This is a genomic window from Brucella pituitosa, from assembly GCF_965577835.1.
Lineage (GTDB): Bacteria > Pseudomonadota > Alphaproteobacteria > Rhizobiales > Rhizobiaceae > Brucella > Brucella pituitosa.
The window spans coordinates 1,509,451-1,536,403 of the sequence record NZ_OZ264093.1 but is presented as its reverse complement, the minus strand read 5'-3'; the positions used below and the strand labels follow the sequence as shown (position 1 = coordinate 1,536,403).

Here is a 26,953-nt window from a genome sequence, read left to right as displayed (position 1 = left end):
GGAACTATTCCTCCTATTTGATAACTGACTGCTACTCGGCAGCCGGTCTGAACTGTGCTGTTTCAGTCGATTCCTTCATGGCGGTGGTCGAAGACTGGCCGCCGGTGATTGCGAGCGACACGGCATCGAAATAGCCGGTGCCGACTTCACGTTGATGCTTGGTCGCGGTGTAGCCGTTGGCTTCGGCTGCGAATTCCGCCTGTTGCAGTTCGGAATAGGCTGCCATCTGCCGGTCCTTGTAACCGCGTGCCAGTTCGAACATGCCGAAGTTGAGCTGGTGGAAACCAGCCAGCGTGATGAACTGGAACTTGTAGCCCATCGCGCCCAGCTCGCGCTGGAACTTGGCAATCGTGGCGTCGTCGAGGTTCTTCTTCCAGTTGAACGACGGCGAGCAGTTATAGGCGAGCTTCTTGCCCGGATGCGCCTTGTGCACGGCTTCCGCGAAGCGGCGAGCCTGTTCGAGATCGGGCTTGGATGTTTCCATCCAGATCAGATCGCAATAGGGCGCATAGGCAATTGCGCGGGCAATGCATGGCTCGATGCCGTTCTTCACCTGATAGAAGCCTTCAGCCGTGCGGCCTGCATCGTAATCGACGAAAGGCTGATCGCGCTCGTCGATGTCCGAGGTCAGAAGTTTGGCGGCTTCCGCATCTGTGCGGGCGATAACCAGCGTTGCCGTTCCCATCACGTCCGCAGCCAAACGTGCCGCGTTAAGATTGCGGATATGCGCTGCTGTCGGGATCAGAACCTTGCCGCCAAGATGGCCGCACTTCTTTTCCGAAGCGAGCTGGTCTTCATAGTGAACACCGGCTGCACCTGCCTCAATGAATGCCTTCATGATCTCGAAAGCGTTCAGCGGCCCGCCGAAGCCTGCCTCAGCGTCGGCAACAATGGGAGCAAACCAGGTGTCGACCGAAAGTCCCTTGCCTTCGGCAGTTTCGATCTGGTCGGCGCGCTGCAACGTCTTGTTGATGCGCTTTGCCAGTTCCGGGGCGGCATTCGCCGGATAGAGTGACTGGTCCGGATACATGCTCGACGCCGTATTGGCATCTGCTGCAACCTGCCAGCCGGAAAGATAGATCGCCTTCAATCCGGCGCGAACCATCTGCATGGCCTGATTGCCGGAGAGCGCGCCGAGCGCATTGACGAAGTCTTCCTCGTGGATCAGCTTCCAGAGGCGCGTTGCACCCATCTCGGCCAGCGAGTACTTGATCTCCACCGAACCGCGCAGCCTTTTTACATCTTCGGCCGTATGTGCCCGCTGGATGCCGTCGAAGCGGCCTTTTGGTGCCGAAGGGATAAGGCTGTAAAAATCTGTCATTTCGGTGTCTCCTCACACTCTAATCAGGTTCTGGAAGAGCAATCTGCCTGCGCTCTTTCTGTGACCAGATTTACAATTGGCTTTCGCAGAGCACCAGAAAAACCAATAAAATGGGCTTATAATTGAGGTAATGGTGTCGGAGTTTTGACTGGACGGCGCTGTAAAATTGTAAATATTGTCAAAGTGAAATTTTGACGCTATTTTGTCATGAGTTGTAAATAGTCGTCTGTCGGGTTGGGAGGACCATGATGAGCGAGCGCAAGATATTCGCCGGGCCACGCATCAGGCGCATCCGCAACGAGCGAGGCTTGACCCAGACGGCCATGGCCGAGGCGCTTGGCATTTCGCCGTCTTACCTGAACCTGATTGAGCGCAATCAACGACCACTGACGGTGCAGCTTCTGCTGAAGCTCGCCAGTGTTTACAAGCTAGATCTCGACAGTCTTCAAGCTGAAAGCGGCTCCACGATCACGGGTCTGAAGGAAGTCTTTTCCGATCCGCTGCTGACCGGCGAATTGCCAGGCGATCAGGAGCTGGTCGAAATAGGCGAGGCCGCGCCCAATGCTGCCGTCGGTATCATGAAGCTTTACCGTGCCTATCGCGAACAGCAGCAACGCCTCTCCGATCTGTCGCAATTGCTGTCGCATGAGGGAAGTGGGGCGGAGCTTTCTGCGACGCGCCTGCCGCTCGATGAAGTGCGCGATGTGATGGCGCGGCGCGCCAATCATTATCCACGTATCGAGGAAGAGGCGGAGAGCTTTTACGCATTGCTTAAGCCCGAAGGTGATTTGTCGGGTGCGTTGAAAGAATGGTTACGGCGTGAGCATGGCATCACCGTGCGCACGTTGCCGGTCGCCACCATGCCAAACTGGCGCAGGCGTTATGACCGGCATTCGCAGCGACTGTTTATATCGGAGCGATTATCGCCTTTTGATCAGTTGCTGGAAATTGCCATGGAAGCGGCACTCATCCGTATGCAGGTGATGATCGGCGCTGAAACGGAAGGGCTGAAACTCTCGTCCAGTGAAGCAAAGCGCATCGCCCGGTTCGAACTGGCACGCTATGCGGCGCAGGCCTTAATGATGCCCTATCGCCAGTTTCGCGATACAGCCGTGCGTGCGCGCTATGATGTTGATGTTTTGCGCTCGCGCTTTGGCGTGTCGTTTCAGCAGGCGGCAAGTCGGCTCACAACGCTTCAGCGACAGGGTAATTCTGCTTTGCCGTTTTTCTTGATGGAAATCGACCATGCGGGCAATCGCTTGCGCATGGCTGGTGCCGAAGGGTTTCCCGTCCGATTTGGTGGGCAATGCCCAAAATTGCCGGTCTATTCAGCTTTCGCGCAGGCAGGGCAGGTGCTGGTTGAACCGGCAGAGCTGCCGGATGGTTCCGCTTTCCTAACGATAGCGCGAACGCTTGAAGGTCCGCAGGGCGCTTTCAACGAGCGTCCCCGACGAACGGCTATTCTTCTTGGTTGCTCGCTCGATGGAGGTGCAGAGACGATTTATGGTACGAATAATGCTCCTAGCACGGAAATTGGTCCGGCCTGTCGGCTTTGTGAGCGGCAGGGCTGTATCACGCGTGCGGAGCCTCCGCTTACTCGCCCATTAGGACTTGATGAAATGGTAGCGGGACTTTCAGCTTTCGACTTCCAGTAGAGCCGCGATATTTCGGCCCGGAGCGTGTGCGCCACAACTTTTTATGTTCGTCTTGTCATCAGCCGGTTGACGAATGCTGCACAATCTAAAAAGGTAGTAACTGAAACAGTTTACCCACCCTTGAGCTGTGCCGGGAATGACGGTGCAGAATGGAGCACGCGATGAGGATGAAATCCTTTCTTCTGGCGACAACTATGGTCTCTGGCCTTGTAGCCGCCGCCGTATTTCCCGCAAGTGCGCAGGAGCGGGTGGTCAATATCTATAACTGGTCGGATTATATCGACGACTCGATCCTTAAGGATTTCACCAAGGAAACGGGTATCAAGGTCGTTTACGACGTTTATGATTCCAACGAAATTCTCGAAACCAAGCTTCTCGCAGGTGGTAGCGGCTACGATCTCGTCGTGCCGTCAGGTGAATTTCTTGGCCGTCAGATCCCGGCAGGCGTGTTTCTGAAACTCGACAAGGACAAGCTCCCGAACCTCAAGAATATGTGGGACGAAATTTCGACCCGCGCTGCGACCTACGATCCGGGCAACGAATACTCCATCAACTACATGTGGGGCACGACCGGTATTGGCTACAACAAGGCCAAGATCAAGGAAGCACTCGGCACCGATACGATTGACTCGTGGGATGTGCTCTTCGATCCGGAAAAGTCGGCAAAACTTAAAGGCTGCGGTATTTACCTGCTCGACTCAGCCAGCGAAATGCTGCGTCCGGCTTTGAATTATCTGGGTCTGGACCCGAATTCGCCATCACCCGACGATCTGGAAAAGGCACAGGAACTCTATCTGAAAATCCGTCCAAATATCCGCAAGTTCCATTCGTCGGAATATATCAATGCGCTGGCGAACGGCGATATCTGCATGGCGGTCGGTTATTCGGGTGATATCTTCCAGGCCCGCGACCGTGCCGAAAAGGCCAAGCAGGGCGTAGAGATCGGTTATTCGATCCCGAAGGAAGGCGCGCTGATGTGGTTTGACCAGATGGCGATCCCGGCAGACGCAAAGAATGTCCCTGAAGCGCTCGAATTCATGAACTATATCATGCGTCCGGAAGTAGCAGCCAAGGCGTCGAATTTCGTATTCTATGCGAATGGTAACAAGGCCTCGCAGGAATTCATCGACAAGGAAATTCTTGATGACCCGGCAATTTATCCGAGCGACGAAGTGCTGAAGAAGCTGTTTGTGCCGACGCCTTATGACACCAAGGTACAGCGTGTTGTTACACGTGCCTGGACCAAGATTGTCACAGGCCAGTAATAGTTAAATCGTAAGACGGCTATATCAGCCGATGCGAGATAATCGTTGGAATTTGGGAGCGGCTCACTGTTAACGCAGGAGAGCCGCTCTATGTCTTACCAATCTACATCAATGGCAGGCTGCGGTCTGTGGATCGGGTTCCTGATAAGTCGATAGGGGAACGGAATGGAATCTTTTGGCAGCTTTCGCCGCAAATTCGCACCGTGGAATGATCCGGCAGCGAAGCCTTATATTTCTTTTGAGAATGTGACGAAGGTATTTGGCGATTTTACCGCCGTCGATAATCTGTCACTCAATGTCTTCAATCGTGAATTCTTTGCGCTGCTTGGTGCTTCGGGCTGTGGCAAGACCACGCTGATGCGTATGCTGGCAGGCTTTGAAGAGCCGACGTCCGGACGCATTACGCTCGACGGGCAGGACATGCGTGGTATTCCTCCCTATAAACGCCCGGTAAACATGATGTTCCAGTCCTATGCCCTGTTCCCGCATATGACTGTTGAAAACAACATCGCGTTCGGTCTCAAGCAGGACGGAATGGCGAAATCGGAAATCGATGCACGCGTCGCTGAAATGCTTAAGCTTGTGAAGCTTGAGCAATATGGCAAGCGTAAGCCGCATCAACTTTCCGGCGGTCAGCGCCAGCGCGTGGCGCTTGCGCGCTCCGTTGCCAAACGTCCCAAAGTCCTGCTGCTTGATGAGCCGCTTGGCGCACTCGATAAGAAGCTGCGTGAGGAAACTCAGTTCGAACTGATGGATTTGCAGGTCAAGCTCGGCATGACCTTCATGGTCGTTACCCACGATCAGGAAGAAGCGATGACCATGTCCGACCGTATCGCGGTGATGGACAAGGGGCGCATCATGCAGGTTGCAACGCCTGCGGAAGTTTACGAAGCACCGCGTTCAAAGTTTGTGGCCGACTTCATCGGCAATGTGAACATCATTGAAGGTGAGGTGGTAAAAGCTGCGAATGGCGAGGCGGAAATCGCCACTGAAAAATTCGGCTTCCATATTCACACCGAAACCCGTGAGCAGCTTAATCCGGGCCAGAAGGTCTGGTATGCAGTACGGCCTGAAAAGACCCGTATTACCCGCGACAAGCCGGAAGATGCATCGGTAAATGCGGTTGAAGGCGAGTTGTGGGATATCGCATATTTCGGCGATATGACCGTATTCCACGTGCGCCTTGAAAACGGACGCACCATCAAGGCCGCAAGCCTCAATGCCGTGCGCAAGACCGATAACCCACTTGGCTATGATGATCGTGTCTGGGTCTCATTCGATACCGACGCCGGTCTGGTGCTAACGGCTTAAGGAGGGGACGCGCATGCAAAAGCTGATCGCCTCCATAACCAGTCGCCTCGTTATTGCAGTTCCATATTTTTGGCTGCTGCTGTTCTTTTTGGTTCCGTTTTTCATCGTCTTCAAGATTTCTCTGTCTGAAGTCACGATGGCGATCCCGCCCTATCAGCCAACTGTTGATATCACACAAGGTTTCGCGCTTGCTTGGGAGAAGGTGAAACAGTTCTCCTTCGACAATTATTTCTGGCTACTGGATGATCCGCTTTACTACAAAGCGTATCTGTCGAGTGTCCGTATCGCAGCGATTTCAACCGTACTGACGCTGTTTGTAGCTTATCCGATGGCCTACGGTATAGCGCGTGCACCAACATCAATCAGACCCACACTTCTGATGCTGGTGATCCTGCCCTTCTGGACATCGTTCCTGATCCGCGTTTACGCATGGATTGGCATTCTGAAACCAGAAGGCTTGCTCAACCAGTTTTTAATGTGGTTGAACATCATCGATACACCGCTCACCATCCTCAATACGGACACAGCGGTGTATATCGGTATCGTTTATTCCTATTTGCCGTTCATGGTTCTGCCAATCTATTCGTCTCTCGAGAAGATGGACTACTCGCTGATCGAAGCGGCACAGGATCTTGGTTGCACCGCTATTGGCGCGTTCTGGAAAATTACTTTCCCTCTATCGCTTGCGGGCGTTCTTGCCGGCTGCTTCCTTGTCTTCATTCCCGCTGTGGGTGAGTTTGTTATCCCGGATCTGCTAGGCGGTTCACAGACGTTGATGATCGGTAAGACAATCTGGAGTGAGTTCTTCTCCAACCGTGATTGGCCGGTTTCATCAGCCGTTGCGGTCGTGCTCCTTCTGTTGCTGATCATACCGATTGTGATCTTCCAGCAAGTACAGGCGCGTCAGCAGGAAAAGGGGAAATAGGCCATGAACACGAATTGGTCCCGTTTCAATATTGCCTCAGTCGCACTTGGCTTTGCCTTCCTTTATCTGCCGATTGTTCTGCTGGTGATTTACTCGTTTAATGAATCTCGTCTGGTCACTGTTTGGGCGGGCTTTTCAACGAAATGGTATGTCGAACTGTTCCGCAATCAGGCGCTGATGGATGCGGCGTGGGTGACAATCCGCGTTGGTCTTCTGTCGGCAACGGTCGCTACCGTACTTGGCACGCTGGCAGCGCTTGCATTGACCCGTTACACGCGGTTTCGTGGTCGCATTCTGTTTTCAGGTATGGTCTATGCACCGCTGGTTATGCCGGATGTCATCACGGGTCTGTCACTGCTTCTTCTGTTCGTTGCGATGAATTTTGACCGTGGTTTCTGGACGGTAACACTTGCGCACATCACCTTCTCAATGTGTTTTGTGGCGGTTGTTGTGCAGTCTCGACTGGTGAGCTTTGATCGCTCGCTGGAAGAGGCGGCAATGGATCTCGGTGCGCCGCCGGTCACGACCTTCATGAAGATCACCTTGCCGGTGATCCTGCCTGCAGTGGTTTCTGGCTGGATGCTGGCCTTCACGCTCTCGCTCGATGATCTGGTGATTGCAAGCTTCACGTCTGGACCGGGTGCAACCACGCTGCCGATGAAAATCTACAGCCAGGTTCGCCTTGGGGTTACGCCTGAAATCAATGCGGTCTGTACGATCCTGATCGCTCTGGTGACAACGGGTGTTATCATCGCTTCGGTTGTTAACAAGCGTCGCGAAGTGCAGCGCCGCCGCGATGAGCAAGCTGCATTCAGGCTGGGATAACTCTTAAGCGTAATGGGGCGGTTTTACTGCCCCGTTGCACTTCCTGTCGATGATGGGGAGATAAATGGCCTATCCCATGAGCCGCCGACAAAGAAATGCAACGGTGGCTTGGTGGGCGCTGCGCCGACCTGCTGGCCGTCGGTGTTTTCTTGCTGTTGCTGCGGTTGGCTTTCAGGGAAGATCACTTCGCCGCTAAGTGCCAGACTGCGATCAACAAACGGAACAATACCAGCAAGATTAAGTGTGCCGTCGGTCGTTCCAAGGCGGGCATTTTCGAGTGTTGCTACGCCGTCAGAAAGGTTGGCTTTGAGGTCAAGGCGATTGAAGGCGAGCGAAACATTTTCCTGCCGTTCAAGTGCGAAGAAGCCCTGACTCTGAGCCTTCGTTAGAAAATCATGTACCGAGAAGCCTTGCATCTGGCCATTGTTGAGCTGCACGGAAACATTGCCCTGCGCACCGGTCAACAGAGCAGACCAGCGGTTTGCCGGGCCTTTCATGAATAGTGAGACATTGCCTTTGCCATTGACGAATGGCTTGTCGAAGCCCAGCGCTGCGAAGAGCTGCGAACTATCGATATCAGACACGTTGAAACGGAGTTCTCCAGTGGCAGTTTTAAGATCGCGAACGATCTGCAGATTAGCCTGAAGTATGCCGTTAAAAGCCTTGGCGTCGCCAATATCGAACATCGCGCGGCCGCCCCTGATCTGCACAGCCGCCGCTACGCCGGTCATGGATACGGGACCAGCAGTGGCCGTTTGTGCTGATAGGCGCAGGTCAAGTTCAGCGCGATCGATAAAGCTGGTATCGATATTGTCCTGCCCGCTCTGATCGCGCTCATTCGGCGGGCGAGGCCGGTTGTCTGGCAACGGCACGAAGATGGAAAACAGCCGGCGCAGATCAAGCTTATCAAATGCAAGCGTGCCGGTTACAGCGGGGGTATCTTGCTCAAATCCGATTTCGATCACGCCTTTGGCCGGGCTCTCATCTGTGGTCATTTCCACATTATCGAACTTCAATCGACGAGGTGTTGAGGTGATCGTTGAATCGAGAGAGAAGACACCAACTTCCGTGCTACCCGCGACAGGAGGTAGTCCTAGCCAGCGAACTGCATTGCTTAGGGAAGGGGTTTTGGCACTCAACGCGCCTTCAAAGAAGCGATCGTTGGAGATGTTGGCCTTGCCTTCAAAAGTAATGTTGACCGGGGTGGAAGTGAAACTCGCCGTAACATCAGACGTACCGCCGGCAAGGAGTGGCAAAGCCTGCGATGCAGTCACGTTGAACTGGGTGTTCTCCCCGCGCCATAACGCGCTGCCACGGAGTGTCGCCGCGCTCGACGTGCGGGGCCATTCCAGAGTAGCGTTCAATTTGGTAATCTGTTGATCTTCCTTCGGTTCCTCATCGGAATCTGGACGATTGAACGAGACCGTCCCATCTCGGATTACAACGCGGCCGAAAGGCTGTGAAGCTTGCTGTGCAGCAAGCGTTTTGTCGTTCTCGCCACTCTGCTGCAATGCACGCTGAGCACGGATCGCCGTGCCAAGACGTCCGTTGGAATTTGCAATCGCATCGAGAAGACCGGAGAAGTTATCGACTGGACCACCGATGTTGAAATGCGGTCTCACAATCTGTGTTTCTGAGAATGACAAACGCCCCATCAGTGCATCAAGGGGCGATAGTTCGACCTCTATCCGGTTGGCGCTCATGAATGGCTTGGCGCCTTGCTCGGAAAGCTTGCTGAGTGTCACGCCTTCAAGCGAGGCACGCAAAACCGGGAACACGCGAAGACGCGGTGCTTCACGCAATTCAACACTATAGCCGGTCCACGCACTGATTTCCTGCGCCACTCGAATACGGATTGAATCTGTAGAGACGATAAAAGGTATAAGGGCCAGCAGCGTTGCCACGGCCGCCGCGCTAAGAATGATGATCGCAACAATAAGGCGCGTAAATCTGGGCCAGCGCATCAACCATCCTATCAGTGAGAAACAATACGTAATCTAAACCAGCACTGTGGCAAAGCAAAGCCGTCCATGCTGATTCTGACATATGGTTAAACAATTGCTTCCAGGAAATTAACCCTGATTTTACAGGAGTTTCCAATGTATAAATTCCGAACCTTGATTTTAACAGGCGATTAACCGGCTATGCGTCATAAAAAGTGCAACACTGAGTAATGATCGAGCTGCCATCAGGCCTCATTCGCGATTGCTTTTGTGTCTCTTTGTCTCTGATATTCTCCAACGCTGGTTTTTACCGGCGTTTTTTTTTGATCAGAGCGCTGTGTTCACAAAAGATCGCTCTAAGGGCTTAAATTGTGCAGAAGTAAAAAAGCCCTCCATACGGAGGGCTTAAAATTGTTAATCCGCGAGAACACGGGTCGGCGGAAAGATGATTTCCACCACTGTGCCACGTCCGGGTGTCGAATCTATCGCAAACTGCGCACGGTTCGCTTCAACCATCGCTTTTGTAAGTGGCAGGCCTAAGCCCGTACCTTCATTACGCCAGTCTTTTGCGCTTTCGGTTTGTCTGCGTTGCATGGCGTTGACCTGACGGAAGGGTTTCAGCGCCTGCTCGACTTCAGCCTTTGTCATGCCTACGCCCGTATCGCGAACGCGCATGACGACATCGCCGTTCAGTTCATAATTGGTCGAGACGATCACTTGTCCGCCGGTTGCAGTGAAGCGAACCGCATTAGACAACAGATTGAGCGCTACCTGCTTGATCGAACGTGCATCGGCAACGATATCAGGCAAGTTCGACTGGAAACTCGAGCGGATAATGACGCGTTCACGGTTTGCCTGCGGCTGCATCAGAGCAATGGCTTCACCAATCGCATCATTGAGCGAAACCGCCTCAAATTGCATATCGAGTGCGCCGGCTTCGATCTTGGAGATATCGAGCAAGTCATTGACCAGTGCCAGCACATGATTGCCTGAACGGTTGATGTCGCGCAGATAATCGCGGTAGCGATCATTGCCGATCGTGCCGAACTTCTCGTCGGCCATCAACTCGGAAAACCCGATAATCGCGTTAAGCGGCGTGCGAATTTCGTGGCTGATACGGGCCAGAAAGTCAGTTTTCTGGTTGGATGCGCGCTCAGCTTCCTTGCGCGCATTCGTCAGCTCTTCTTCTGTACGTTTCCATTGCGTGATGTCGCGCAGCACAGCACAGAAACCGCTCGTGTGCGGAAGTTTGCCCATGGTCATGAAGAGTGGGATGAACCCGCCCTGAGCTTCGCGACCGATTACTTCTCTACCGTCGTTCAAGACGCTGAGGACACCGTTTTCGGACAGCCCGTGCAGATAATCCATCGCTGCACGCTGGCTCTCGATTGCAAACAGCATCGAGAAGAATTTGCCTTCGGTGTCGCTCCGGTCATAGCTGAAAAGAGCAGCGGCCGAATGATTCATCGAGCGAATGCGACCTTCCGGATCAATCAGCACAACGCCATCTGTCGCCGTGTCGAGAATAATCTTAAGTTCTTCGACCTGTGCTTTAAGCGCCTGCTTTTCGATATGTTCTTCGCTTGAGGTCTCAGTCTTTGCTGGCACCTCAACTTCGATAGAAGCTGGAGCAACTGGCATAAGGCTTAACATAAGCGCACGACCGTTGCGCCAGCCAATGGCGTTCAGATGCGCATCCACAGGTTCTTCACTGCCATCTGCACGGCGCAATACCATACCCTGAGGGCTGCCGCCTTCATCGCTGTCACTGTTGAACAATGCCTGGACGCCACCTGCATCATGGATGTCTTTGAGCGTTTCATAACCTGTCAGGTCAAGAAGTGCCTGATTGACATAATGAACCTCGTCGCCCGAATGGATGATGACGGGGATAGGCAGATTAGCGAGCAGTGCCGTCTCGTCGGCACGGTGTTTCTGGTCTGGCTTTGCAACTTCTGATCTATCGTCCGCTGCAGGCAAAATTTCAGATACTACAGCAACGGGCGCGGTACGCTCTGCTGCTGGTTGCGGTTGTTCAATCTTTTCTGCTGGCTTTTCTACTGGCTTTTCGAGAGATGCATCGCCGTCCTGACGAGAATTTGCCAGTCCCTGCTTGCGCAGACGGTCAGCAATTTCTCGAAATGCATTGCGCTCGGTCGCGGTCAACCCGCCTTCGGGGCGCTGCTCTTTGCCCTTGAGCTGCTTTGCCTGATCCGCTTCCACTTTTTCGCGTGCGACTGCATTCAGAAGCTCAATGACCTTGTCGGACTCACGACGACCGGGGTTCGGCGTCAGCTCAAACGGCAGGGTCGTTGTAGCTGTGGTCTGGTGTTGAGTATCTGGATGATCGTCATTGGCAACTTCCTCAGAAAGCGCCAGAACATTGTCGTCGCCATCGGCGCTCAACACATCTTGTATTGAGGGGGGCGTTTCGCGCTTCTGCGGAATACCACCAGCGAGCACAAGGCCGAGTGTCTCGGGGTCTTCTTCCGCATCTTCAGGGCGAACAAGGCCAAACCCACGGAAGCCGATGAATTCACGATCACGCGAATAAACGGGCAGGGCGGCAAGCTCAACCGGCACACGAAGATTGGTGCCCTCCACAGGCCAGAGCAGCTTTTTGCCGGACCAGGTGTCGCGCTTCTCCAGAAGCGAGCCGATGCTGCCATCCGTATCGAAGGCAAAAACATTGGCGACTTCCGCAAAGCGTCTGCCAATCACATCAGCCGCGTTTGGGCCGATGATGACGCCGAGTTCCGGTGAAATTTCCGTAAACGTTCCAGCCGCATCAGTCTTCCAGATAAAGCGGGCAGGCGGGCCGTTGCCATCGAAGACAAAGCTTTTCGGCTCAGTTCCCTTTGCTGCAGTCTCATCCTCATCCATAACTACTTCAGTAGTCGCTTGCGCATCATCGGTCTTTGCAGGCGCTATGGCTGCTTCGCCGACAATGCAGATAAGATGTATGGCTGGATTATCGGTAAGCCGTGCAATTGCGCCCGGAACGGAGCTTTTACCTGCACGAATGCGGCGCTTTACGATCCGGTCACTGGCATCGCCTGCTTCAACAATAAGATCTTCAAGCGTTGACGCGGAAATATCGAGGGCTGCGAAGCGCGGACTTGACGCGACGACCTTCGCTTCAGCATCGACCAGCGCTACATGTGTCGCGTTATCCCCGAGACCGGAAATAATTACGTCAGGGGCTGCATTCTGTTTTTCGACAGCGAGCAACAGAGCTTCGATGCCGTCGGGCATTGTGAGGTGGGAAACTTGAAGGCGAGTGAGTTCTGAACGCATGCCAGCACCAAGACGCACAGCAACTACGCGCGGTGCGATGTCGGCTTCGTTGCTCGAGCTCATGATTTGACGACGGGTTGCAACTGGTAGATCGAGTTCGTCACCGATGACGTCTTCGATCCGTTCATAACCGAACAGTTTGGCACCTGGACCATTGATCCATAGAACGGTTGAAAGGTCGCGCGTCAGTACGAGCTGCGCATCGCCCTTGGCAAAGCCTTCGCGGACATGATCCAGCGCGGCAATGTCGATGAAGGGGTATGATCCTGACATACCGGTCCTTTACCTGTTCTTCCGACCACCCAAAGTGCCCTTTAACGACCTGTTAATAAGCTTCTTGCGGGTTCGGGTCCATATTCCCATTCGATATGGACCTCATTTTCTGTTCCATTAGTTAATGCGGGCGCGGCAATTTTATGTGTCGAGCCATTATCCAGCTTTGTGCACAGGCATGCATAAAACATGGTAATCAAAACCCGTCTAATTTTAACGATTGGGCCGCTTTGGCTAACAAACGTGGATTTCTTCAAAAAAGATCATTGTAATCACTTGCAATGTGGATCGATTCTCCGTATGTGACCCCCTGTCGACGGACACCACAAGCGAGTTCGTTGAGATTTAGGTACGCGGTCGTAGCTCAGTTGGTTAGAGCGCAGGATTGTGGCTCCTGAGGTCGGTGGTTCGAATCCACCCGTCCGTACCATCTAACCTCGATAAGACCTTGATTTTATTGCGCAAAAAGATCTGCGCAAAGCGCATAACATGTAAAGTCTTATGTTTGCGTCATACGCATCAAAGCTATTTATTGATTTGCAAACCTCTCAAGTGCTTGCTCTAAAAAATGATAATGCTGCGAAATAGTATTTCGGCGGTGCCTTCACGTCTTGAGAGAACAACTCCTTTTTCTTCGAAGCTGCCTTTACCCGTCGTACTCGGCTGAGGTGATCACAAGCGGTGTTGCATCGTTGGTTGCGGCCATCAACCAGACCAGAGGCATAGGGCTTTGGCATATCGGAATCATGGCGACAGTCATTGCCGTCGCCATGTTGATCCTTGTTGGCAAACTGGAGCAAAAAGTTCCTTCGGACAACAGCGAGCCGAGTTGAACACCTCGCTTATAAGAAGCGGCTTAAAGCGGGGCGAGAGCCTGTTCGATTGTGTCCTTGAGCGCGAGCCGTTGTTTGCGCAGGTTTGTCTCTTCTTCCTGGCTGACAGGTGCGATCTTGGTTTCCGCGCGGTGGATACGGTCATTCACCGAATCGTACTCTTCAAGGATGCGGGCAAAGCGCGGGTCTGCTGCCTTCAACGCATGAATCGTCACTAGCTTTCCTGGAAACTCCTCACCGAGAGTGTGTGGTGTATTGGACATGTTGTTCTCCTTCCTTTGATAGGAAACAGGTTGGCAGTTGTCCGACGGAGTCTCATTGATCCCGATCAATAGGGAGGAATATCAGCACATGCAGATAGCGCATGGCTGGCATGCAAAGTTTGATGTTCAAACGGAGGTTGAACATTACCATCTTTAGGGGGCGGACCAGTAGAGCGTCCGTGATGGAGATGAAAATGTTTGCCCGTTTTAACAACCGTTTCGGTCGTGCTTTTGCGCAATTCGGCAGTGCCGTCCGCGCGTCTGCTGCCCTGCGTGTCGGTCATCAGCCGATGGCAAGAGACCTTGAGACGCTCGGCATCGATGTGGCTCAGTTCCGTAAAATTCATGACTAAGCTAATAATTGCTTATTGAGGTAAAGCCCCGGTTTCCCCGGGGCTTTTTGCTTTTTAGTCTTCGTCGGTTGCCATCTGCTTGAGCAATTCGCCCTTGCCACGTTGACGCATAATCATGGGCACGACCACCGCAGCGATTGCCAGTGCGATCAATGTCACTGATACCCATGAGTTTACCAGCGTCATCGGATTTCCCTGACTAATCTGCAGTGCTTGGCGGAGACTTTTTTCTGCCATCGGTCCGAGGATCAGTCCTACAACAACCGGAGCGATTGGATAGGAAAAGCGGCGCAGCACATAACCGAGCAAGCCGAAAGCCAGAAGCAGGCCCAGCTCAAACGATACCGGAAGGCCGAACAGTATCGATGTCGATGCATTAGCGCCGATGGTGCCGAGTGTGGCGAAGACCAGAATGCCCGCATAGAGCCAGTGGCGCGGGATAGTGAGCATTTTCACCCATAGGCCGATAAGTGGTAGGTTCAGAACCAGCAGCATCAGGTTGGCGACCAGAAGACTTGCGACCAAGCCCCAAACCAGTGGCGCATTGGTCACAAAGAGCAATGGTCCGGGCTGTAGCCCGAATTGCTGAAAGCCAGCAAGCATGATTGCAGCCGTCGCTGTCGTTGGCAGGCCGAGCGTCAGCAGTGGAACAAGCGTACCGGCTGCTGATGCATTGTTCGCCGCTTCAGGCCCCGCAACGCCTTCAATCGCGCCTTTACCGAACTCCTCGGGATGTTTGGAGAATTGACGTTCTGCCGAATAGGAAAGGAAACTCGACACGTCTGCGCCGCCTGCAGGCATAGCACCAATCGGAAAGCCAATTGCCGTTCCGCGCAGCCATGGCATCCATGAGCGCTTCCAGTCGTTCCTGGTCATCCAGACAGAGCCTTTGACGGCGATGACTTCATCGTCGGGGCTCAATTTCTTGGAAACCACGGCCAAAGTCTCACCAATGGCAAACAGTGCCACTGCAAGCGTGGTAACATTGATGCCGTCAAGAAGGTTCGGTGTGCCCATGACCAGACGTGCCTGTCCGGTCAGCTGATCGATGCCAATCAGGCCAAGCGTCAAGCCTATGAAAAGCGAGGTGAGGCCGCGCAATGTGGAATCGCCAAATGCTGCCGAAACTGTCATGAACGCGAGCAGCATCAACGCGAAATACTCGGATGGACCGAAGGAGAGGGCAAATTTCACCACCCACGGGGCCACGAATGCCAGTGCCAGAGTGGCGATAAGTCCTGCAATAAAGGAACCGATGGCGGCGGTTGCAAGTGCTGGCCCGCCGCGCCCCGCTCGCGCCATTTTGTTGCCCTCCAACGCCGTGACGATGGAAGCACTTTCTCCGGGCGTGTTGAGCAGGATCGACGTGGTTGAACCGCCATACATACCACCGTAGTAAATACCGGCAAACATGATGAGCGATCCGGCAGGATCAAGTTTATAAGTGACAGGTAGAAGCAATGCCACAGTCAGCGCCGGGCCGATGCCCGGCAGTACGCCAACAGCCGTACCAAGTGTGACGCCAATCAGCGCATAAATAAGGTTTGCCGGTTCAAGCGCCACCAGAAGTCCGTTGGCGAGAAGAGTGACAGTATCCATTGTTGTCTCGCTCTAAACCAGATGCTCAAGCCAGCCTGATGGCAGCGAAAGCTGCAGGCCGCGCGCAAAAATGAACCAGATGACGAATGCAAAGACGATGCCGACAGGCACGCTGATCCAGAACTTGCGATAACCAAATCCGCGCGCCGTTGCCGCAAAGAGTAGCCCCGTTGCGATGGAAAATCCCAAAGTTTTCATCGTCAGCATCTGAATAACCAAGCCACCGACGATCCAGGCCATAGGCGCGATTTCCTGATGTTCGCGCTCTGGAAAGTCGCCTTTAATAGCACTGATCACCGTCCATATAGACAGGATGAACAACCCGGCGGCAATGATATAGGGCACAGTTTTTGGCCCAACTGGCGAATAGGAAAGAACGTTGTTGCCATAGGCGGTTGACCAGGCAATCGCGATAGCGACCGCTCCCAGAATGAAGGCGATCACAAGAGCTGCATAATCCGGCGCCGTTCCAGTGGAACGGCGCTCTGCCTGCTGTTCAGATCCTGTCATTTGACGAGGCCGATTTCCTTGAGGATGGTTTCAGTGGACGCCACGTCTTTGGCGAGCTGTTCCTTGAACGCATCGCCTGCCAGATAGGTGTCGGCCCAGCCTTTATCCTTAAGTGCCTTCTGCCAGGATTCCGATTTCACCATCTTCTCAACATCGGCATTGATGACGGCTACTTGTTCCGCAGTAATATCGGGCGCAGCGCCAATCATACGCCAGTTCTGGATTGAAACATCAACGCCGCTTTCCTTGAACGTCGGAGCATCGATGCCTTCAATGCGTTCGTCACTGGAGATGCCGATGATGCGCAGCGTGCCAGCCTTGATCTGCGGATCAAATTCACCGTAGCCGGAAATACCCACAGTCACCTGATTGCCAAGAATTGCTGCAAGTGCCTCACCGCCACCGGAAAAGGCGATGTAATTGACTTTGGTCGGGTCAACGCCAACGGCTTTGGCGAAAAGGCCGGCCGTAATGTGGTCCGTGCCGCCAGCAGAACCGCCGCCCCACGAGACAGAACCTGGGTCGGCTTTCAGTTTGGTGACGAGATCACCAAGATTTTGAATGTCGGATGATGCTGGAACGACGATAGCTTCATATTCGCCGGTGAGGCGAGCAATTGGCGTGATCGCGTCAAGATTTACCGGCGAATTGTTGGTCAGGATCGCGCCGACCATAACATAGCCGCCAACGATGAGCTGGCTCGGATCGCCTTTATTCTGATTGACGAACTGCGCGAGGCCAATGGTGCCACCTGCGCCCGGAACGTTGATAACCTGAACGCTGCCGGAAATCTTTTCATCCTGAAGCACGCTCTGCATGGTGCGTGCTGTCTGATCCCAGCCACCACCCGGTGCTGCTGGTGCCAGTACTTTATAATCTTCAGCCGAAGCCGCGCCTGTCATTGCAAGCGCTGCCACAGACGAAATGGCCAGAATCCATTTACGCATAAATCCTCCCTGAATGCACTTTGCGTGCAATTTTCTGCTGTCTTTTGACAGCCCTCCTCAAAACCCTCTGCTTCCCAGTCAGAGACTCCTGATCTGGAGACTACAGCAGAGAATTGCAATATACCAGCAAGCAATGCCGCTCGTTTTACTTGCAAGATCGTATTAGCAAAAAGTCTTATGTGGCGCTTTTATATAGCCGAATAAGCGTCCGGCTTCGCTTGACGTGTCCAAAGGTGCGATGTAATAAAGTTACGACGGTTCCCCCGACCGAGAGTGAAGGGGATTAATAGGGAACACGGTGAGGACGACCCAAAAGGGGCCGAAACCGTGGCTGCCCCCGCAACTGTAAGCGGATTGCCGTTCATCCTTGTGATGCCTCAAAAGCGTCATGTCACTGGGCTTGTTACAAACAGCTCGGGAAGGCAGATGAACAGCGAATATCTGCGAGCCAGGAGACCTGCCGTCTAACGTAGTCCATTGTCACGGGCGGGGATGCCCGGAGCAGGAGTTGGTTATGACAGCTTTAAACGTCGCAAGACGTCGTCTCCCATTGTCATTCATATCCCCGGATATGTCCGTTCTCTTTAAGCGCCGGATCGCTTCCGCCGTTTGATGCGGCTTTTTCTCATATCATTTCGGGGATTTAGATGAAAATTTCAGGCCAAGTGCCATTTAGCGCACTTCTGGGCGCAGTCGCTCTTTTCGCAACCGGTTTCGCGGCGCAGGCAGCAGAAACCCAATATCCGCTGACGCTGAAAAACTGCGGTCGCGATGTAACCTTCAAACACGCGCCGGAGCGGGCAGTCGCCGTTGGTCAGAGCAGCACGGAGATCCTCTACAGCCTTGGCCTCGGCGACAAGGTTGTGGGTACGGCTGTTTGGTTCGGCCCGGTCCTCAAAGGCTTTGAGGAGGTGAATGCCAAGGTAAAGCGCCTGGCTGATAACGATCCGAGTTTTGAAAGCGTACTTACGCAAAAGCCAGACATTGTTACGGCGGATTTCCAGTGGCATGTCGGGCCGATGGGCATTGTGGCCAAACCGGAACAATTCGAAGAATTGGGTATTCCTGCCTACACATCGCCTTCCGATTGCGTCGGCAAAGATAATTCTGGTGGCGGCGATGGTGTTCGCACAGCGCCATTCACGATGAATATCGTCTATCAGGAAATCGGCGAACTGGCTCAGATATTCAATGTACAGGATCGCGGTGAAAAGCTGATCGCAGAGCTCAAGGCACGTGAAGATGCAGCCCGCAAAAAGATCGGTTCCGCAGATGGAAAGCTTTCGGCTGTTGCCTGGTTCTCCAGCACACAGGTTGATGCTGATCCTTATGTTGCTGGTAAGTTCGGCGCTCCTGCCTACATCCTTTCTGCGCTCGGCATCAGGAATGTGATTGAGAGTGAAGAAGAATGGCCAGCGGTGGGTTGGGAAACAATCGCCAAGGCGGGCCCATCGATGATCGTTGCAGCGAAGCTTGATCGTCGTCGTTATCCTGCCGATGACATTGCGGTCAAACATCAGTTTCTCAAGACCGATCCTGTGACGAAATTAATGCCTGCTGTTGAAGGTGGATATGTTTTCGATATCGATGCACAGTCGATGAGCACGTCGTTGCGAGTGATCGAGGGCATTGAAACGCTGGCTGCCGATATTGCCGGTTCGGATCTGAATAAGTGATGTCAAAGGCAGCCATAGCAGGCATTTCACTGAAAACCACGATGAGTTCCCGGGTGCTTTTGGGAGTACTTGCGCTCGTCCTGCTCTTCGTTGCTTTGTGGCTGGGTGCTGCCATTGGTGAAACTGCCATACCTCTGGACGTGGTGGCGAAGACCATCGCCAACCGCGTCTGGAATGCCGGCTATCCTATCGCGCCGATTGATGAAGGCATCGTTTGGAGCTATCGGCTGAGCCGGGCTGTTGTCGCAGCTTGCTGCGGTGCGGCGCTGGCCTTGTCGGGCGTGGTTCTGCAATCGCTTCTCCGCAATTCGCTGGCCGATCCCTATATTCTGGGTATTTCTGCCGGGGCTTCTACCGGGGCAGTGAGCGTTGCTATTCTCGGAATTGGTGCAGGTGTGCTCTCGCTGTCAGTGGGAGCGTTTATCGGTGCGATTGTGGCTTTTGTTCTCGTTTCCCTGCTCGCATTGCGGGCAGGGCGCGGTAACAGTGCGATCATTCTGGCCGGCATTGCTGGTTCGCAGCTTTTTAACGCGTTGACATCTCTCATTGTCACGAAGGCAGCAAATGCCGAACAGGCGCGCGGGATTATGTTCTGGTTGTTGGGCAATCTTTCAGGTGTCCGCTGGCCGGACGTTGCGCTCGCCTTGCCCGCCTGTGTGGTGGGGCTTCTTATCTGTCTTTGGCATGCCCGTGCGTTAGATGCTTTCACTTTCGGTTCGGAATCTGCTGCATCGCTTGGTATTCCGGTGCGGCGCGTTTATGCCGTTTTGATTGGTGTGAGCGCCATGATGACGGCCGTGATGGTGTCGATTGTCGGTTCCATCGGCTTCATTGGTCTGGTTATTCCTCATGCTGCGCGCATGCTGGTCGGTGTACGTCACGGCAGGTTGTTGCCTGCGGCGGCGCTCATCGGTGCAATCTTTATGATCCTGGCCGATATTGTGTCTCGCATTATTATTCCCGGTCAGGTTTTGCCTATCGGAGTCATTACGGCATTGGTCGGTGCCCCGGCATTTGCGCTGCTGCTTGGACAGAGAAGGGCACAATCATGATGCTCTCTACAAACAACGTCAGTTGGTCAGCAGGAGGCGTTGATATCCTGCGTAGCGTTTCGCTCGATGTGAAAGAGGGAGAATTCCTCGGTATCATCGGGCCAAATGGCTCAGGCAAAACAAGTTTTCTGTCTCTGCTTTCAGGTGTACGACGCAGTCGTTCGGGAGAAGTAAAACTTTGCGGTAAGCCGATCCAAAAATTTAATCGGCGCGAGATTGCGCGCAAACTGGCACTTGTTGAACAACAGGCGGGCACAACAGAGCGCATCACCGCAAGGCAGGCGGTGGAGTTGGGGCGCACGCCATATCTTGGCGCTCTGTCTCCCTGGTCAGAGCAGGACGATGCCGTTGTCGATCGGGCGCTGGCCAATGTTGATATGGCACATCTGGCAGGTCGTTATTGGCACACGCTCTCAGGCGGGGAGCGCCAACGTGTGCATATTGCCCGTGCTTTAGCACAGGACCCGCAGATACTGCTTCTGGATGAGCCGACAAATCATCTCGATATCGGTCATCAAATCGGATTGCTCGATCTTGTCAGGCGTCAGAAATTGACCGTCGTCGCCGCACTGCATGACCTGAACCATGCGGCCATGTTCTGCGATCGTATCGCAATCATGAACAAAGGACAGATTGTAGAATTAGGGACACCGCGCGAGGTTTTACGAGCCGAATGTATTCGCAGTGTTTTCGGTGTTGAGGTGGATGTCGAATATCACGGTGTGCATGGATGTCATATTCGTTACCGTGTACCAGGTTATGCGGCTCTGGAGCTGAAGCAATCAGCATAACGACCAGGAAATCATTTATTCGGTTTTGTTAATATTCATTGAATATGATCGAAATAAATATGAATTTATAAGGCAAATGCTAATATATGGAATGGTTGTTTTCTACTAAGTTTGTGAAAAATTTCACTTTTTGCTTAAGTTTATCACGGCGATGTGAGTGTTTTTGTTGACAAACTGTTTCCATTTGATTGACGGTTTGTTTATATGGCCGCATGTCGCATTTGGAAAGGCGCTCTCTCGATTGTTGAAGGTTGAGGTCGCATTGCCGGAGTGATCGATGCAATCATATTGCGGATGTGTCGTTATTTCGGGTTCCGGATGTGTGAACCTAAATCGGTTTCCATGGGTGATTTTGTGGAGCGGTGGTGGTTCGGATTTGAACAAGGTATAGATATTGGCATGCCTGTCCTGCAGGGCAGAACCAAAAACGGGCATGTGGCTAATTTAATTTTTCAAATGAATTAGTGTAAGCATTATTCAGCGGCGACCATCTTTTTCGGGTGGTCGCCGTACTTTATTCAAGGGTGCTGTGCACCCGTGACGGTCAAATAGACCGCATAGAGTGATCTCGTTGCCGCAATGAAAAGACGGTTGCGGCGAGGGCCACCAAAGGTCACATTTGCCACCGTTTGCGGTGTCTTAATCTTGCCGAGAAGTTCACCCTGCGGTGAGAAACAATGTACGCCATCGCCAGCACTGGTCCACAAATTACCTTCGGTATCAAAACGGAATCCGTCCGGCAGGCCATTATCGATGGTGCAGAAAATCTTACCGCCGCTTACGCGCTTGCCGTCGTCTGTGACATCAAAGACCCGGATATGACGTGGCGCTTGTTCGTCGTGGCTATAAGCGCTGTCGGCAACAAAGAGCTTGGTTTCATCCGGTGAAAAGGCGAGGCCGTTTGGCTGCACAAAGTCCGTGACAACCGCTGTAAGTTCACCACTTCTCGGTTCAAGTCGATAGACATTGCGGGTTGGTTGTTCAGGGTCGGCCTTGTAGCCTTCATAATCCGCAATGATGCCGTAGGTTGGATCAGTGAACCAGATGGTGCCATCGGAGCGCACAATGACATCATTCGGCGCGTTGAGTTTTTTGCCCTGATAGCTGTCCGCAAGCACTGTGATACTGCCGTCGAGTTCCGTGCGAGTGACCCGGCGTCCGCCGTGTTCACAGGAAACAAGTCGTCCTTCGCGGTCACGCGTATTGCCATTGGCAAAATTTGAAGGCTGCCGAAAGACAGAAACGCCGCCTTCCGGCACCCAGCGCAAAATACGCTGGTTTGGAATGTCACTCCAAAGCAGGCAGTTCAGATCGCCAAACCAGACCGGGCCTTCGGCCCAGCGACAGTCACTGTAAAGTTCATCGAGACCGGCGCTCGATACAATCATCTGCTTGAAGCGTTCGTCGTGAATTTCGTAAATCGAATGATTTTGAGACAAGGAAATTACTCCGGGGATACTGTTTAACGCTCGGATCTGCGACTGCTGGCGAGGAAAATCACAGCAATGATGGTGAGCCCCGTCAGGACCAGACGAACACCGGCACCGAAGCCATAGGTGTTGAGCATTGAGACTATGAGGAACATGAAGAGTGCGGCACCCCAAATACCGGGGATGTTGGAATCGCCACCTGCTACGGCCGTGCCACCAATGATGACGACTGCAATCGACATCAGCAGATATTCAGCGCCCATATTGAGTGCTGCGCCACCAGAAAAACAGGCAAGCAGGAAGCCGCAGAGCGAAGCCAGAACTGCGCAGAGCAGATAGGTGACGAAGCGTGTGCCATCAACCGGAACACCTGCCATACGTGCTGCAAACGGATTTTGCCCGATGGCTGAAATCCAGCGGCCATAAATGCTCTTCTTGAGAAGCACCCAGCCTAAAACCGACAGGAGTAGCGCGACGATTGCAACATTGGGAATGCCAAAGACAGAGGAGGTGGTGAACTGTGCCAGAACTTCGGGCGGCTTCACGCGCAGGCCGCGATTGCTCCAGATGGCGGTCGACTGGATCAGGAAGCTCATCGATAGGGTCGCGATGATTGGAGGGATGCGCAGCAGCTTGATCAGCGCGTAATTGCAGATGCCAATTCCAAGCCCGATCAGGAGGGCAACAGCCAAGCCTGCCAGCACCATGCTGTCCTGTGAGTCCATCAGCTTCAAAGCCAGTGTCGCAGCAAGGGTCATGGTTGCAGGAACTGAGAGGTCGATATTGCCGGGGCCGAGTGTGATCACGAACATTTGGCCGAGGCCGACAATTACCGAGAAGGATGCGAAGGTGAAAGCTGCGTGAGAAAGTCCTGCGGCACCCGCGCCGCCCGTAAACAATACGGTGATGATCCAGACCGCAACGGTTGCGATGAACGACCATATCCATGGACGACTTGTGAGAACGGAGATAGCGCTCATTGCTTTTTCTCCCGGCGGTCGAGGCGATTAAGGAAGAGGCGAAGCGCCAGCACGACGATGAGAATTCCGCCCTGCGCGCCAATCTGCCAGTCGGGTGAAATACGCATGAAAGAGAGGAATGAACCTGCAAGTGTGAGCGTCAACGCACCGATGACGGCACCGATTGGCGAGATGCGCCCGCCTACGAATTCACCACCACCCAGAATGACACCGGCAATGGAAAGCAGGGTATAACGCAGCGCGATATTGGCATCAGCCGAGGTGGTCAGACCGACAAGAGCGATACCGGCCAGCACCGCAAAAAAGGCAGCAAGCGCGTAGGTTCCGGCGCGGATTGCGGTGATCGACCAGCCCGCACGCTCAATGGAGCGGGCATTGCCACCTGCGCCACGCATCAGCACACCGAAGGTTGTGCGCATGACGATGAAATGCGTGACAATGGCAATCAGAATGCTTGCAACGATTGCCATCGGCACAAATGGCGGTTTCGTGGTCATAATCCAGCGCGCCCAATCAGGTGCCTGGCCGCCGGGTGAGGGGAGTAACAACACGGCCAGCCCACCCCATACAAAACTCATACCAAGCGTGACGACGATGGACGGCAGATTGCGCAGGTGGATGATCGCGCCAAGTGCTGCATAGGCTGCAATTGCTGCTGCGAGGATCAGAACACCGATGATGGGATTGGTGTTGAGATAGGTCGCAGCTACACAGACCACGAAGCTAACGAAGGTTCCCATCGACAGATCAAGGTCATTGACCGCCATGATGAGCATCTGAGCAATGGTTGCGAGTGCAATCGGTACTGCGAGATTGAACAGGAGATTGAGGCCGGTATAGCTCATGGCACGCGGCTGCATGTAGAAAACAGCGGCCAGCAGCAAAGCAAGCGAGAAAACCGGCGTAAGCAGGCGGAGAGATGAAGCGGAGAGACGCATTATTCGTGTCCTCCCTCAAAGGATGCAGCAAGCACGTTCTTTTCCGTGATTTCGTCGCCGACGAGTTCTGTCACGATTGCACCGTCGCGGAAGACATAGACACGATCGCACAATTCGATCTCGTCCATTTCGGTGGAATACCAGACAAAGGTGCGGCCATTTTCAGCTTCATGGCGCAGGATTTCATAAACTTCCTGCTTGGTGCCGACATCCACACCACGCATGGGGTCGTCCATCAGAATGGCATCGGCAGTGGTGGCAAGAGCACGGGCAAACAGCACCTTTTGCTGATTGCCGCCTGAAAGCGACAGGATGCGATTGCCCATATCCGGCGTGCGGATCTGAATCTTGTCTTTCCATTGTGCGCCAAGCTGATCTTCACGGCTCTGATCGACAAGCTTCAGCGATGAAAGGCGATCAAGCGAACCTATGGTGAGATTGTGCAGGATGCTCCAGAGAGGAAACGTGCCGTTAAGACTGCGATCACCCGCCACAAACGCGATTTCGCATTTGCGTGCAGGCAACCAGTTTGGCCGACGCGCATAATAAAGATCGAGCAGCATCTTGGTTTGACCATGACCGGCAAGCCCAGCGAGGCCGATAACTTCGCCCTTAAAAGCCTGAAACGGCTTGCTGTCATGGGGCCGCTTTTTTGCAGAGAGAACAGCTGTACCCGTCGTGTCGGCTTGTGCCACGCGGCGTGCCGCTTTTTCACGTTCGACACTGCCCATGGCTTCGACAAGGCTGCGGTTTGTAAAATCGTCTGCTGTGCGATTGGCGACGACCTTACCGTCTTTCATCACGACGATGCGGTCGGAAGTCGAGAGGATTTCACCAAGCATATGCGAAATGAGGATGACGGAGCCACCCGTGCCGACAAAGCGACGGACATAGGCCATCAGCTGTGCAGCAATGCCTGCATCGAGCGATGAGGTAGGCTCATCGAGAATGACGAGCTTCGGCGGTGTGCCGGGGGCGGTGAAATTGATGGCGATTTCAACCATTTGCCGTTCGGCAATGGACAACTCATCAACAGTTGCGGAGCAATCGATCTTGTGGTCGGGGAAAATCTCGCTGAGTTTGTTCGAAATCAGATCAACAGCCTTGCCGCGCCAGTTCGTGCCCATAAGGTCGCGCTGCATGATGCGGACATTTTCCGCAATTGTCAGATTGGGGAAAAGCGACAGCTCCTGAAAGACGCAGCGAATGCCATGTTTGCGTGCTGTCGCCACGCCATGGCCTGCCTCACCGTGATAGGAGAGGCTGCCTTCATGCGGGGTAAGGCCGCCATTGATGACATTGACGATGGTGGATTTGCCCGCGCCATTATGGCCGACAAGTCCGACGCATTCGCCTTCATGGATCACAAGTTCAGCGCCATCCAGTGCCTTTACCGCACCGAACTGCACGCGGATATTGCGTGCGGTGATGACTTCGCGTTTGTCGATTGTTTCAGACATGCACCCGGACTGTATTAGAGCATTTCCAGCAAAAGTGCGAAGCGGTTTTGCGTCGGATAATGCGAAAAAACAAAGAGATAGAGCATTTTCAATGATTCAATAAAAACAGGAAATGCTCTAGAGATAAGGGAATAGGAGTGGACATCGGCAATGCCAATGCCCACTCTTAAAAGAAAAGGCTTACTTCGCTTCCGCGATAACCTTCTGCGCGTCTTCCAGGGAATACTCGACATTCGCAACGCCACCCTTCTGGGTATTGCCGAGGTCCTTATCGAGCGTTTCCTGGCTCACGCTCAGAAACGGAACGACGAGGTCTTTCTTGACTTCCTTGCCGTCGAGGATCTGCTGCGCGACCCAGAAAGCGAGTGTTGAAACGCCCGGCGCGATCGAAACCGACATGGTTTCATAGCCGTTGGCGTCTTTCTGCTGTTTCCACCACTGCAGCTCGTCTTCACGGTTGCCCATGATGATGATCGGTGTTTCGCGCTTTGCTGCGGCAAAGGCCTGTGCAGCACCATAACCGTCGCCGCCCTGTGTTACCACGGCGTCGATCTTAGGCAGGCTCGGCAGCACGCCTGCGACTGCGCGCTGTGCAACATCAGCTGCCCAATCTCCATGGACCGAGCCAACGATCTTGAAGTTCGGATGCTTCTTCACGCCGTCTTGAATGCCTGCATGAATCTGGTCATCGACCGAAACACCTGCAAGGCCACGGATTTCAAGCAAATTGCCGCCGTCAGGCAGGCGCTTGGCGAGATAATCAACCTGACCTTCGCCCATAGCCTTGAAGTCAACCGCAATGCGCCAAGCGCAAGGCTCGGTGACGATGCCGTCGAATGAAACGACGGTGATGCCGGCATCGCAAGCTTCCTTGACTGCACCATTGAGTGCCGTAGGCGATGCCGCATTGATGACGATGGCATCATACCCCTGCAAGATCATATTCTGGATCTGCGCAGCCTGTTCTGTCGCCTGATTTTCTGCGGTGGTGAATGCATCGGCTGCAGAAACCGTACCCGCTGTGACGGCTTCCTTCGTCACCTTGTCCCAGCTCTGCAACATGGCCTGACGCCACGAATTGCCAGCATAATTGTTCGAGAAAGCGATCTTCTTCGACGACGTGTCGGCAAATGCGCTACCAGTCGTCATCAGGGTTGCGAGTGCGGCGGACGCCAAAAGAATTTTGCCAAGCTTCATTTCATTCCTCCCAGTTACAAATTTGCGGCACCGCAGCGTTCTCAACGCTTCGGTCCGTTTGAATTCTTTTTGTGCGAAGCCTCCCGCACGACCGCTCCTCAACGGTCCC

General features: G+C 53.7%; 21 protein-coding genes, 1 tRNA gene and 1 riboswitch. Of the genes, 10 read left to right on the top strand and 12 right to left on the bottom strand.

Translation table 11 applies throughout. From position 1 onward, the window contains the following. Positions 1-31 precede the first annotated feature (31 nt). Positions 32-1,321, bottom strand: coding sequence for an isocitrate lyase (gene aceA, locus ACSME1_RS18375; RefSeq protein WP_435655155.1), 1,290 nt, complete (start codon positions 1,319-1,321; stop codon positions 32-34). A gap of 248 nt (positions 1,322-1,569) precedes the next feature. Here aceA and ACSME1_RS18370 point away from each other — a divergent pair, with 248 nt between their 5' ends. From ACSME1_RS18370 to ACSME1_RS18350, 5 genes are all read left to right on the top strand, one after another. Next, on the top strand, positions 1,570-2,976 hold the full coding sequence (locus ACSME1_RS18370; protein WP_435655462.1) for a helix-turn-helix domain-containing protein: 1,407 nt from the start codon (positions 1,570-1,572) through the stop codon (positions 2,974-2,976). Positions 2,977-3,137: 161 nt separating this feature from the next. Further along, positions 3,138-4,241: a polyamine ABC transporter substrate-binding protein gene (locus ACSME1_RS18365; protein WP_024896403.1), complete on the top strand. Its 1,104-nt coding sequence runs from the start codon at positions 3,138-3,140 to the stop codon at positions 4,239-4,241. A gap of 165 nt (positions 4,242-4,406) precedes the next feature. Then, positions 4,407-5,552 carry an ABC transporter ATP-binding protein gene (locus ACSME1_RS18360; protein ID WP_024896402.1) on the top strand — a complete coding sequence of 382 codons (1,146 nt, stop codon included), beginning with the start codon at positions 4,407-4,409 and terminating at the stop codon, positions 5,550-5,552. Between the two features lie 13 nt (positions 5,553-5,565). After that, positions 5,566-6,477, top strand: coding sequence for an ABC transporter permease subunit (locus ACSME1_RS18355; RefSeq protein WP_024896401.1), 912 nt, complete (start codon positions 5,566-5,568; stop codon positions 6,475-6,477). Positions 6,478-6,480: 3 nt separating this feature from the next. Further along, on the top strand, positions 6,481-7,302 hold the full coding sequence (locus tag ACSME1_RS18350) for an ABC transporter permease (protein WP_024896400.1): 822 nt from the start codon (positions 6,481-6,483) through the stop codon (positions 7,300-7,302). Positions 7,303-7,325: 23 nt separating this feature from the next. Here ACSME1_RS18350 and ACSME1_RS18345 read toward each other — a convergent pair whose 3' ends face one another. Together ACSME1_RS18345 and pdhS are read right to left on the bottom strand one after the other, a co-directional pair. Continuing rightward, the gene (locus ACSME1_RS18345; protein ID WP_435655154.1) at positions 7,326-9,266 is read right to left on the bottom strand and encodes an AsmA family protein; all 1,941 of its coding nucleotides are present in this window, start codon (positions 9,264-9,266) and stop codon (positions 7,326-7,328) included. A gap of 393 nt (positions 9,267-9,659) precedes the next feature. Next, entirely contained in the window at positions 9,660-12,815 is a 3,156-nt protein-coding gene (gene pdhS / locus ACSME1_RS18340) for a cell-division control histidine kinase PdhS (RefSeq protein ID WP_435655153.1), read from the bottom strand. Between the two features lie 353 nt (positions 12,816-13,168). Between pdhS and ACSME1_RS18335 the strand changes: the two genes are divergently transcribed. Further along, a tRNA-His gene (locus ACSME1_RS18335) sits at positions 13,169-13,245 on the top strand. A 426-nt stretch (positions 13,246-13,671) separates the two neighbouring features. Here the strand turns inward: ACSME1_RS18335 and ACSME1_RS18330 are convergent. Further along, positions 13,672-13,911, bottom strand: a complete 240-nt coding sequence (locus tag ACSME1_RS18330) for a YdcH family protein (protein ID WP_100556899.1) — start codon at positions 13,909-13,911, stop codon at positions 13,672-13,674. 194 nt (positions 13,912-14,105) lie between these two features. Here ACSME1_RS18330 and ACSME1_RS18325 point away from each other — a divergent pair, with 194 nt between their 5' ends. Beyond that, positions 14,106-14,264 carry a hypothetical protein gene (locus ACSME1_RS18325; RefSeq protein ID WP_162531416.1) on the top strand — a complete coding sequence of 53 codons (159 nt, stop codon included), beginning with the start codon at positions 14,106-14,108 and terminating at the stop codon, positions 14,262-14,264. A 54-nt stretch (positions 14,265-14,318) separates the two neighbouring features. Here the strand turns inward: ACSME1_RS18325 and ACSME1_RS18320 are convergent, their stop codons facing one another. The 3 genes from ACSME1_RS18320 to ACSME1_RS18310 are packed head-to-tail and all read right to left on the bottom strand — an operon-like array spanning position 14,319 to position 17,320. After that, positions 14,319-15,863 (bottom strand): tripartite tricarboxylate transporter permease, encoded by a 1,545-nt coding sequence (locus ACSME1_RS18320; RefSeq protein WP_435655152.1) that lies wholly within the window; start codon positions 15,861-15,863, stop codon positions 14,319-14,321. A gap of 12 nt (positions 15,864-15,875) precedes the next feature. Then, entirely contained in the window at positions 15,876-16,373 is a 498-nt protein-coding gene (locus tag ACSME1_RS18315) for a tripartite tricarboxylate transporter TctB family protein (protein WP_100556900.1), read from the bottom strand. After that, the gene (locus ACSME1_RS18310; RefSeq protein ID WP_024896394.1) at positions 16,370-17,320 is read right to left on the bottom strand and encodes a Bug family tripartite tricarboxylate transporter substrate binding protein; all 951 of its coding nucleotides are present in this window, start codon (positions 17,318-17,320) and stop codon (positions 16,370-16,372) included. The genes ACSME1_RS18315 and ACSME1_RS18310 overlap by 4 nt, the downstream gene beginning before the upstream one ends. Positions 17,321-17,558: 238 nt before the next feature. Further along, a riboswitch (cobalamin riboswitch) is annotated at positions 17,559-17,799 on the top strand. Positions 17,800-17,967: 168 nt separating this feature from the next. Between ACSME1_RS18310 and ACSME1_RS18305 the strand changes: the two genes are divergently transcribed. Genes ACSME1_RS18305 through ACSME1_RS18295 form a run of 3 tightly spaced genes read left to right on the top strand, consistent with a single transcriptional unit; the run spans position 17,968 to position 20,839 of the window. After that, positions 17,968-18,996 carry an ABC transporter substrate-binding protein gene (locus ACSME1_RS18305; RefSeq protein WP_024896393.1) on the top strand — a complete coding sequence of 343 codons (1,029 nt, stop codon included), beginning with the start codon at positions 17,968-17,970 and terminating at the stop codon, positions 18,994-18,996. Between the two features lie 41 nt (positions 18,997-19,037). Further along, positions 19,038-20,048: a FecCD family ABC transporter permease gene (locus ACSME1_RS18300; protein WP_036566776.1), complete on the top strand. Its 1,011-nt coding sequence runs from the start codon at positions 19,038-19,040 to the stop codon at positions 20,046-20,048. Then, the gene (locus tag ACSME1_RS18295) at positions 20,045-20,839 is read left to right on the top strand and encodes an ABC transporter ATP-binding protein (RefSeq protein WP_435655151.1); all 795 of its coding nucleotides are present in this window, start codon (positions 20,045-20,047) and stop codon (positions 20,837-20,839) included. The genes ACSME1_RS18300 and ACSME1_RS18295 overlap by 4 nt, the downstream gene beginning before the upstream one ends. Positions 20,840-21,357: 518 nt before the next feature. Here ACSME1_RS18295 and ACSME1_RS18290 read toward each other — a convergent pair. The 5 genes from ACSME1_RS18290 to ACSME1_RS18270 all read right to left on the bottom strand — a co-directional run bounded on the left by ACSME1_RS18290 (position 21,358) and on the right by ACSME1_RS18270 (position 26,844). Further along, complete coding sequence (locus ACSME1_RS18290) at positions 21,358-22,227, bottom strand: SMP-30/gluconolactonase/LRE family protein (protein WP_424577656.1); 870 nt, start codon at positions 22,225-22,227, stop codon at positions 21,358-21,360. Positions 22,228-22,301: 74 nt separating this feature from the next. Next, positions 22,302-23,249, bottom strand: a complete 948-nt coding sequence (locus ACSME1_RS18285) for an ABC transporter permease (protein WP_435655150.1) — start codon at positions 23,247-23,249, stop codon at positions 22,302-22,304. After that, entirely contained in the window at positions 23,246-24,187 is a 942-nt protein-coding gene (locus ACSME1_RS18280; RefSeq protein WP_435655149.1) for an ABC transporter permease, read from the bottom strand. The genes ACSME1_RS18285 and ACSME1_RS18280 overlap by 4 nt, the downstream gene beginning before the upstream one ends. Beyond that, positions 24,187-25,647, bottom strand: a complete 1,461-nt coding sequence (locus ACSME1_RS18275; protein WP_435655148.1) for an ATP-binding cassette domain-containing protein — start codon at positions 25,645-25,647, stop codon at positions 24,187-24,189. Before ACSME1_RS18275 ends, ACSME1_RS18280 begins: the two co-directional genes overlap by 1 nt. 180 nt (positions 25,648-25,827) lie before the next feature. Beyond that, entirely contained in the window at positions 25,828-26,844 is a 1,017-nt protein-coding gene (locus ACSME1_RS18270) for an ABC transporter substrate-binding protein (protein ID WP_424576775.1), read from the bottom strand. Positions 26,845-26,953: the final 109 nt, after the last annotated feature.

What these genes read in the sequence shown, in the direction of transcription:
- aceA (WP_435655155.1), bottom strand. Translation starts at nt 1,321, where the DNA reads ATGACAGATTTTTACAGCCTTATCCCTTCGGCACCAAAAGGCCGCTTC.
- ACSME1_RS18370 (WP_435655462.1), top strand. Translation starts at nt 1,570, where the DNA reads ATGAGCGAGCGCAAGATATTCGCCGGGCCACGCATCAGGCGCATCCGC.
- ACSME1_RS18365 (WP_024896403.1), top strand. Translation starts at nt 3,138, where the DNA reads ATGAGGATGAAATCCTTTCTTCTGGCGACAACTATGGTCTCTGGCCTT.
- ACSME1_RS18360 (WP_024896402.1), top strand. Translation starts at nt 4,407, where the DNA reads ATGGAATCTTTTGGCAGCTTTCGCCGCAAATTCGCACCGTGGAATGAT.
- ACSME1_RS18355 (WP_024896401.1), top strand. Translation starts at nt 5,566, where the DNA reads ATGCAAAAGCTGATCGCCTCCATAACCAGTCGCCTCGTTATTGCAGTT.
- ACSME1_RS18350 (WP_024896400.1), top strand. Translation starts at nt 6,481, where the DNA reads ATGAACACGAATTGGTCCCGTTTCAATATTGCCTCAGTCGCACTTGGC.
- ACSME1_RS18345 (WP_435655154.1), bottom strand. Translation starts at nt 9,266, where the DNA reads ATGCGCTGGCCCAGATTTACGCGCCTTATTGTTGCGATCATCATTCTT.
- pdhS (WP_435655153.1), bottom strand. Translation starts at nt 12,815, where the DNA reads ATGTCAGGATCATACCCCTTCATCGACATTGCCGCGCTGGATCATGTC.
- ACSME1_RS18330 (WP_100556899.1), bottom strand. Translation starts at nt 13,911, where the DNA reads ATGTCCAATACACCACACACTCTCGGTGAGGAGTTTCCAGGAAAGCTA.
- ACSME1_RS18325 (WP_162531416.1), top strand. Translation starts at nt 14,106, where the DNA reads ATGTTTGCCCGTTTTAACAACCGTTTCGGTCGTGCTTTTGCGCAATTC.
- ACSME1_RS18320 (WP_435655152.1), bottom strand. Translation starts at nt 15,863, where the DNA reads ATGGATACTGTCACTCTTCTCGCCAACGGACTTCTGGTGGCGCTTGAA.
- ACSME1_RS18315 (WP_100556900.1), bottom strand. Translation starts at nt 16,373, where the DNA reads ATGACAGGATCTGAACAGCAGGCAGAGCGCCGTTCCACTGGAACGGCG.
- ACSME1_RS18310 (WP_024896394.1), bottom strand. Translation starts at nt 17,320, where the DNA reads ATGCGTAAATGGATTCTGGCCATTTCGTCTGTGGCAGCGCTTGCAATG.
- ACSME1_RS18305 (WP_024896393.1), top strand. Translation starts at nt 17,968, where the DNA reads ATGAAAATTTCAGGCCAAGTGCCATTTAGCGCACTTCTGGGCGCAGTC.
- ACSME1_RS18300 (WP_036566776.1), top strand. Translation starts at nt 19,038, where the DNA reads ATGAGTTCCCGGGTGCTTTTGGGAGTACTTGCGCTCGTCCTGCTCTTC.
- ACSME1_RS18295 (WP_435655151.1), top strand. Translation starts at nt 20,045, where the DNA reads ATGATGCTCTCTACAAACAACGTCAGTTGGTCAGCAGGAGGCGTTGAT.
- ACSME1_RS18290 (WP_424577656.1), bottom strand. Translation starts at nt 22,227, where the DNA reads ATGATTGTATCGAGCGCCGGTCTCGATGAACTTTACAGTGACTGTCGC.
- ACSME1_RS18285 (WP_435655150.1), bottom strand. Translation starts at nt 23,249, where the DNA reads ATGAGCGCTATCTCCGTTCTCACAAGTCGTCCATGGATATGGTCGTTC.
- ACSME1_RS18280 (WP_435655149.1), bottom strand. Translation starts at nt 24,187, where the DNA reads ATGCGTCTCTCCGCTTCATCTCTCCGCCTGCTTACGCCGGTTTTCTCG.
- ACSME1_RS18275 (WP_435655148.1), bottom strand. Translation starts at nt 25,647, where the DNA reads ATGTCTGAAACAATCGACAAACGCGAAGTCATCACCGCACGCAATATC.
- ACSME1_RS18270 (WP_424576775.1), bottom strand. Translation starts at nt 26,844, where the DNA reads ATGAAGCTTGGCAAAATTCTTTTGGCGTCCGCCGCACTCGCAACCCTG.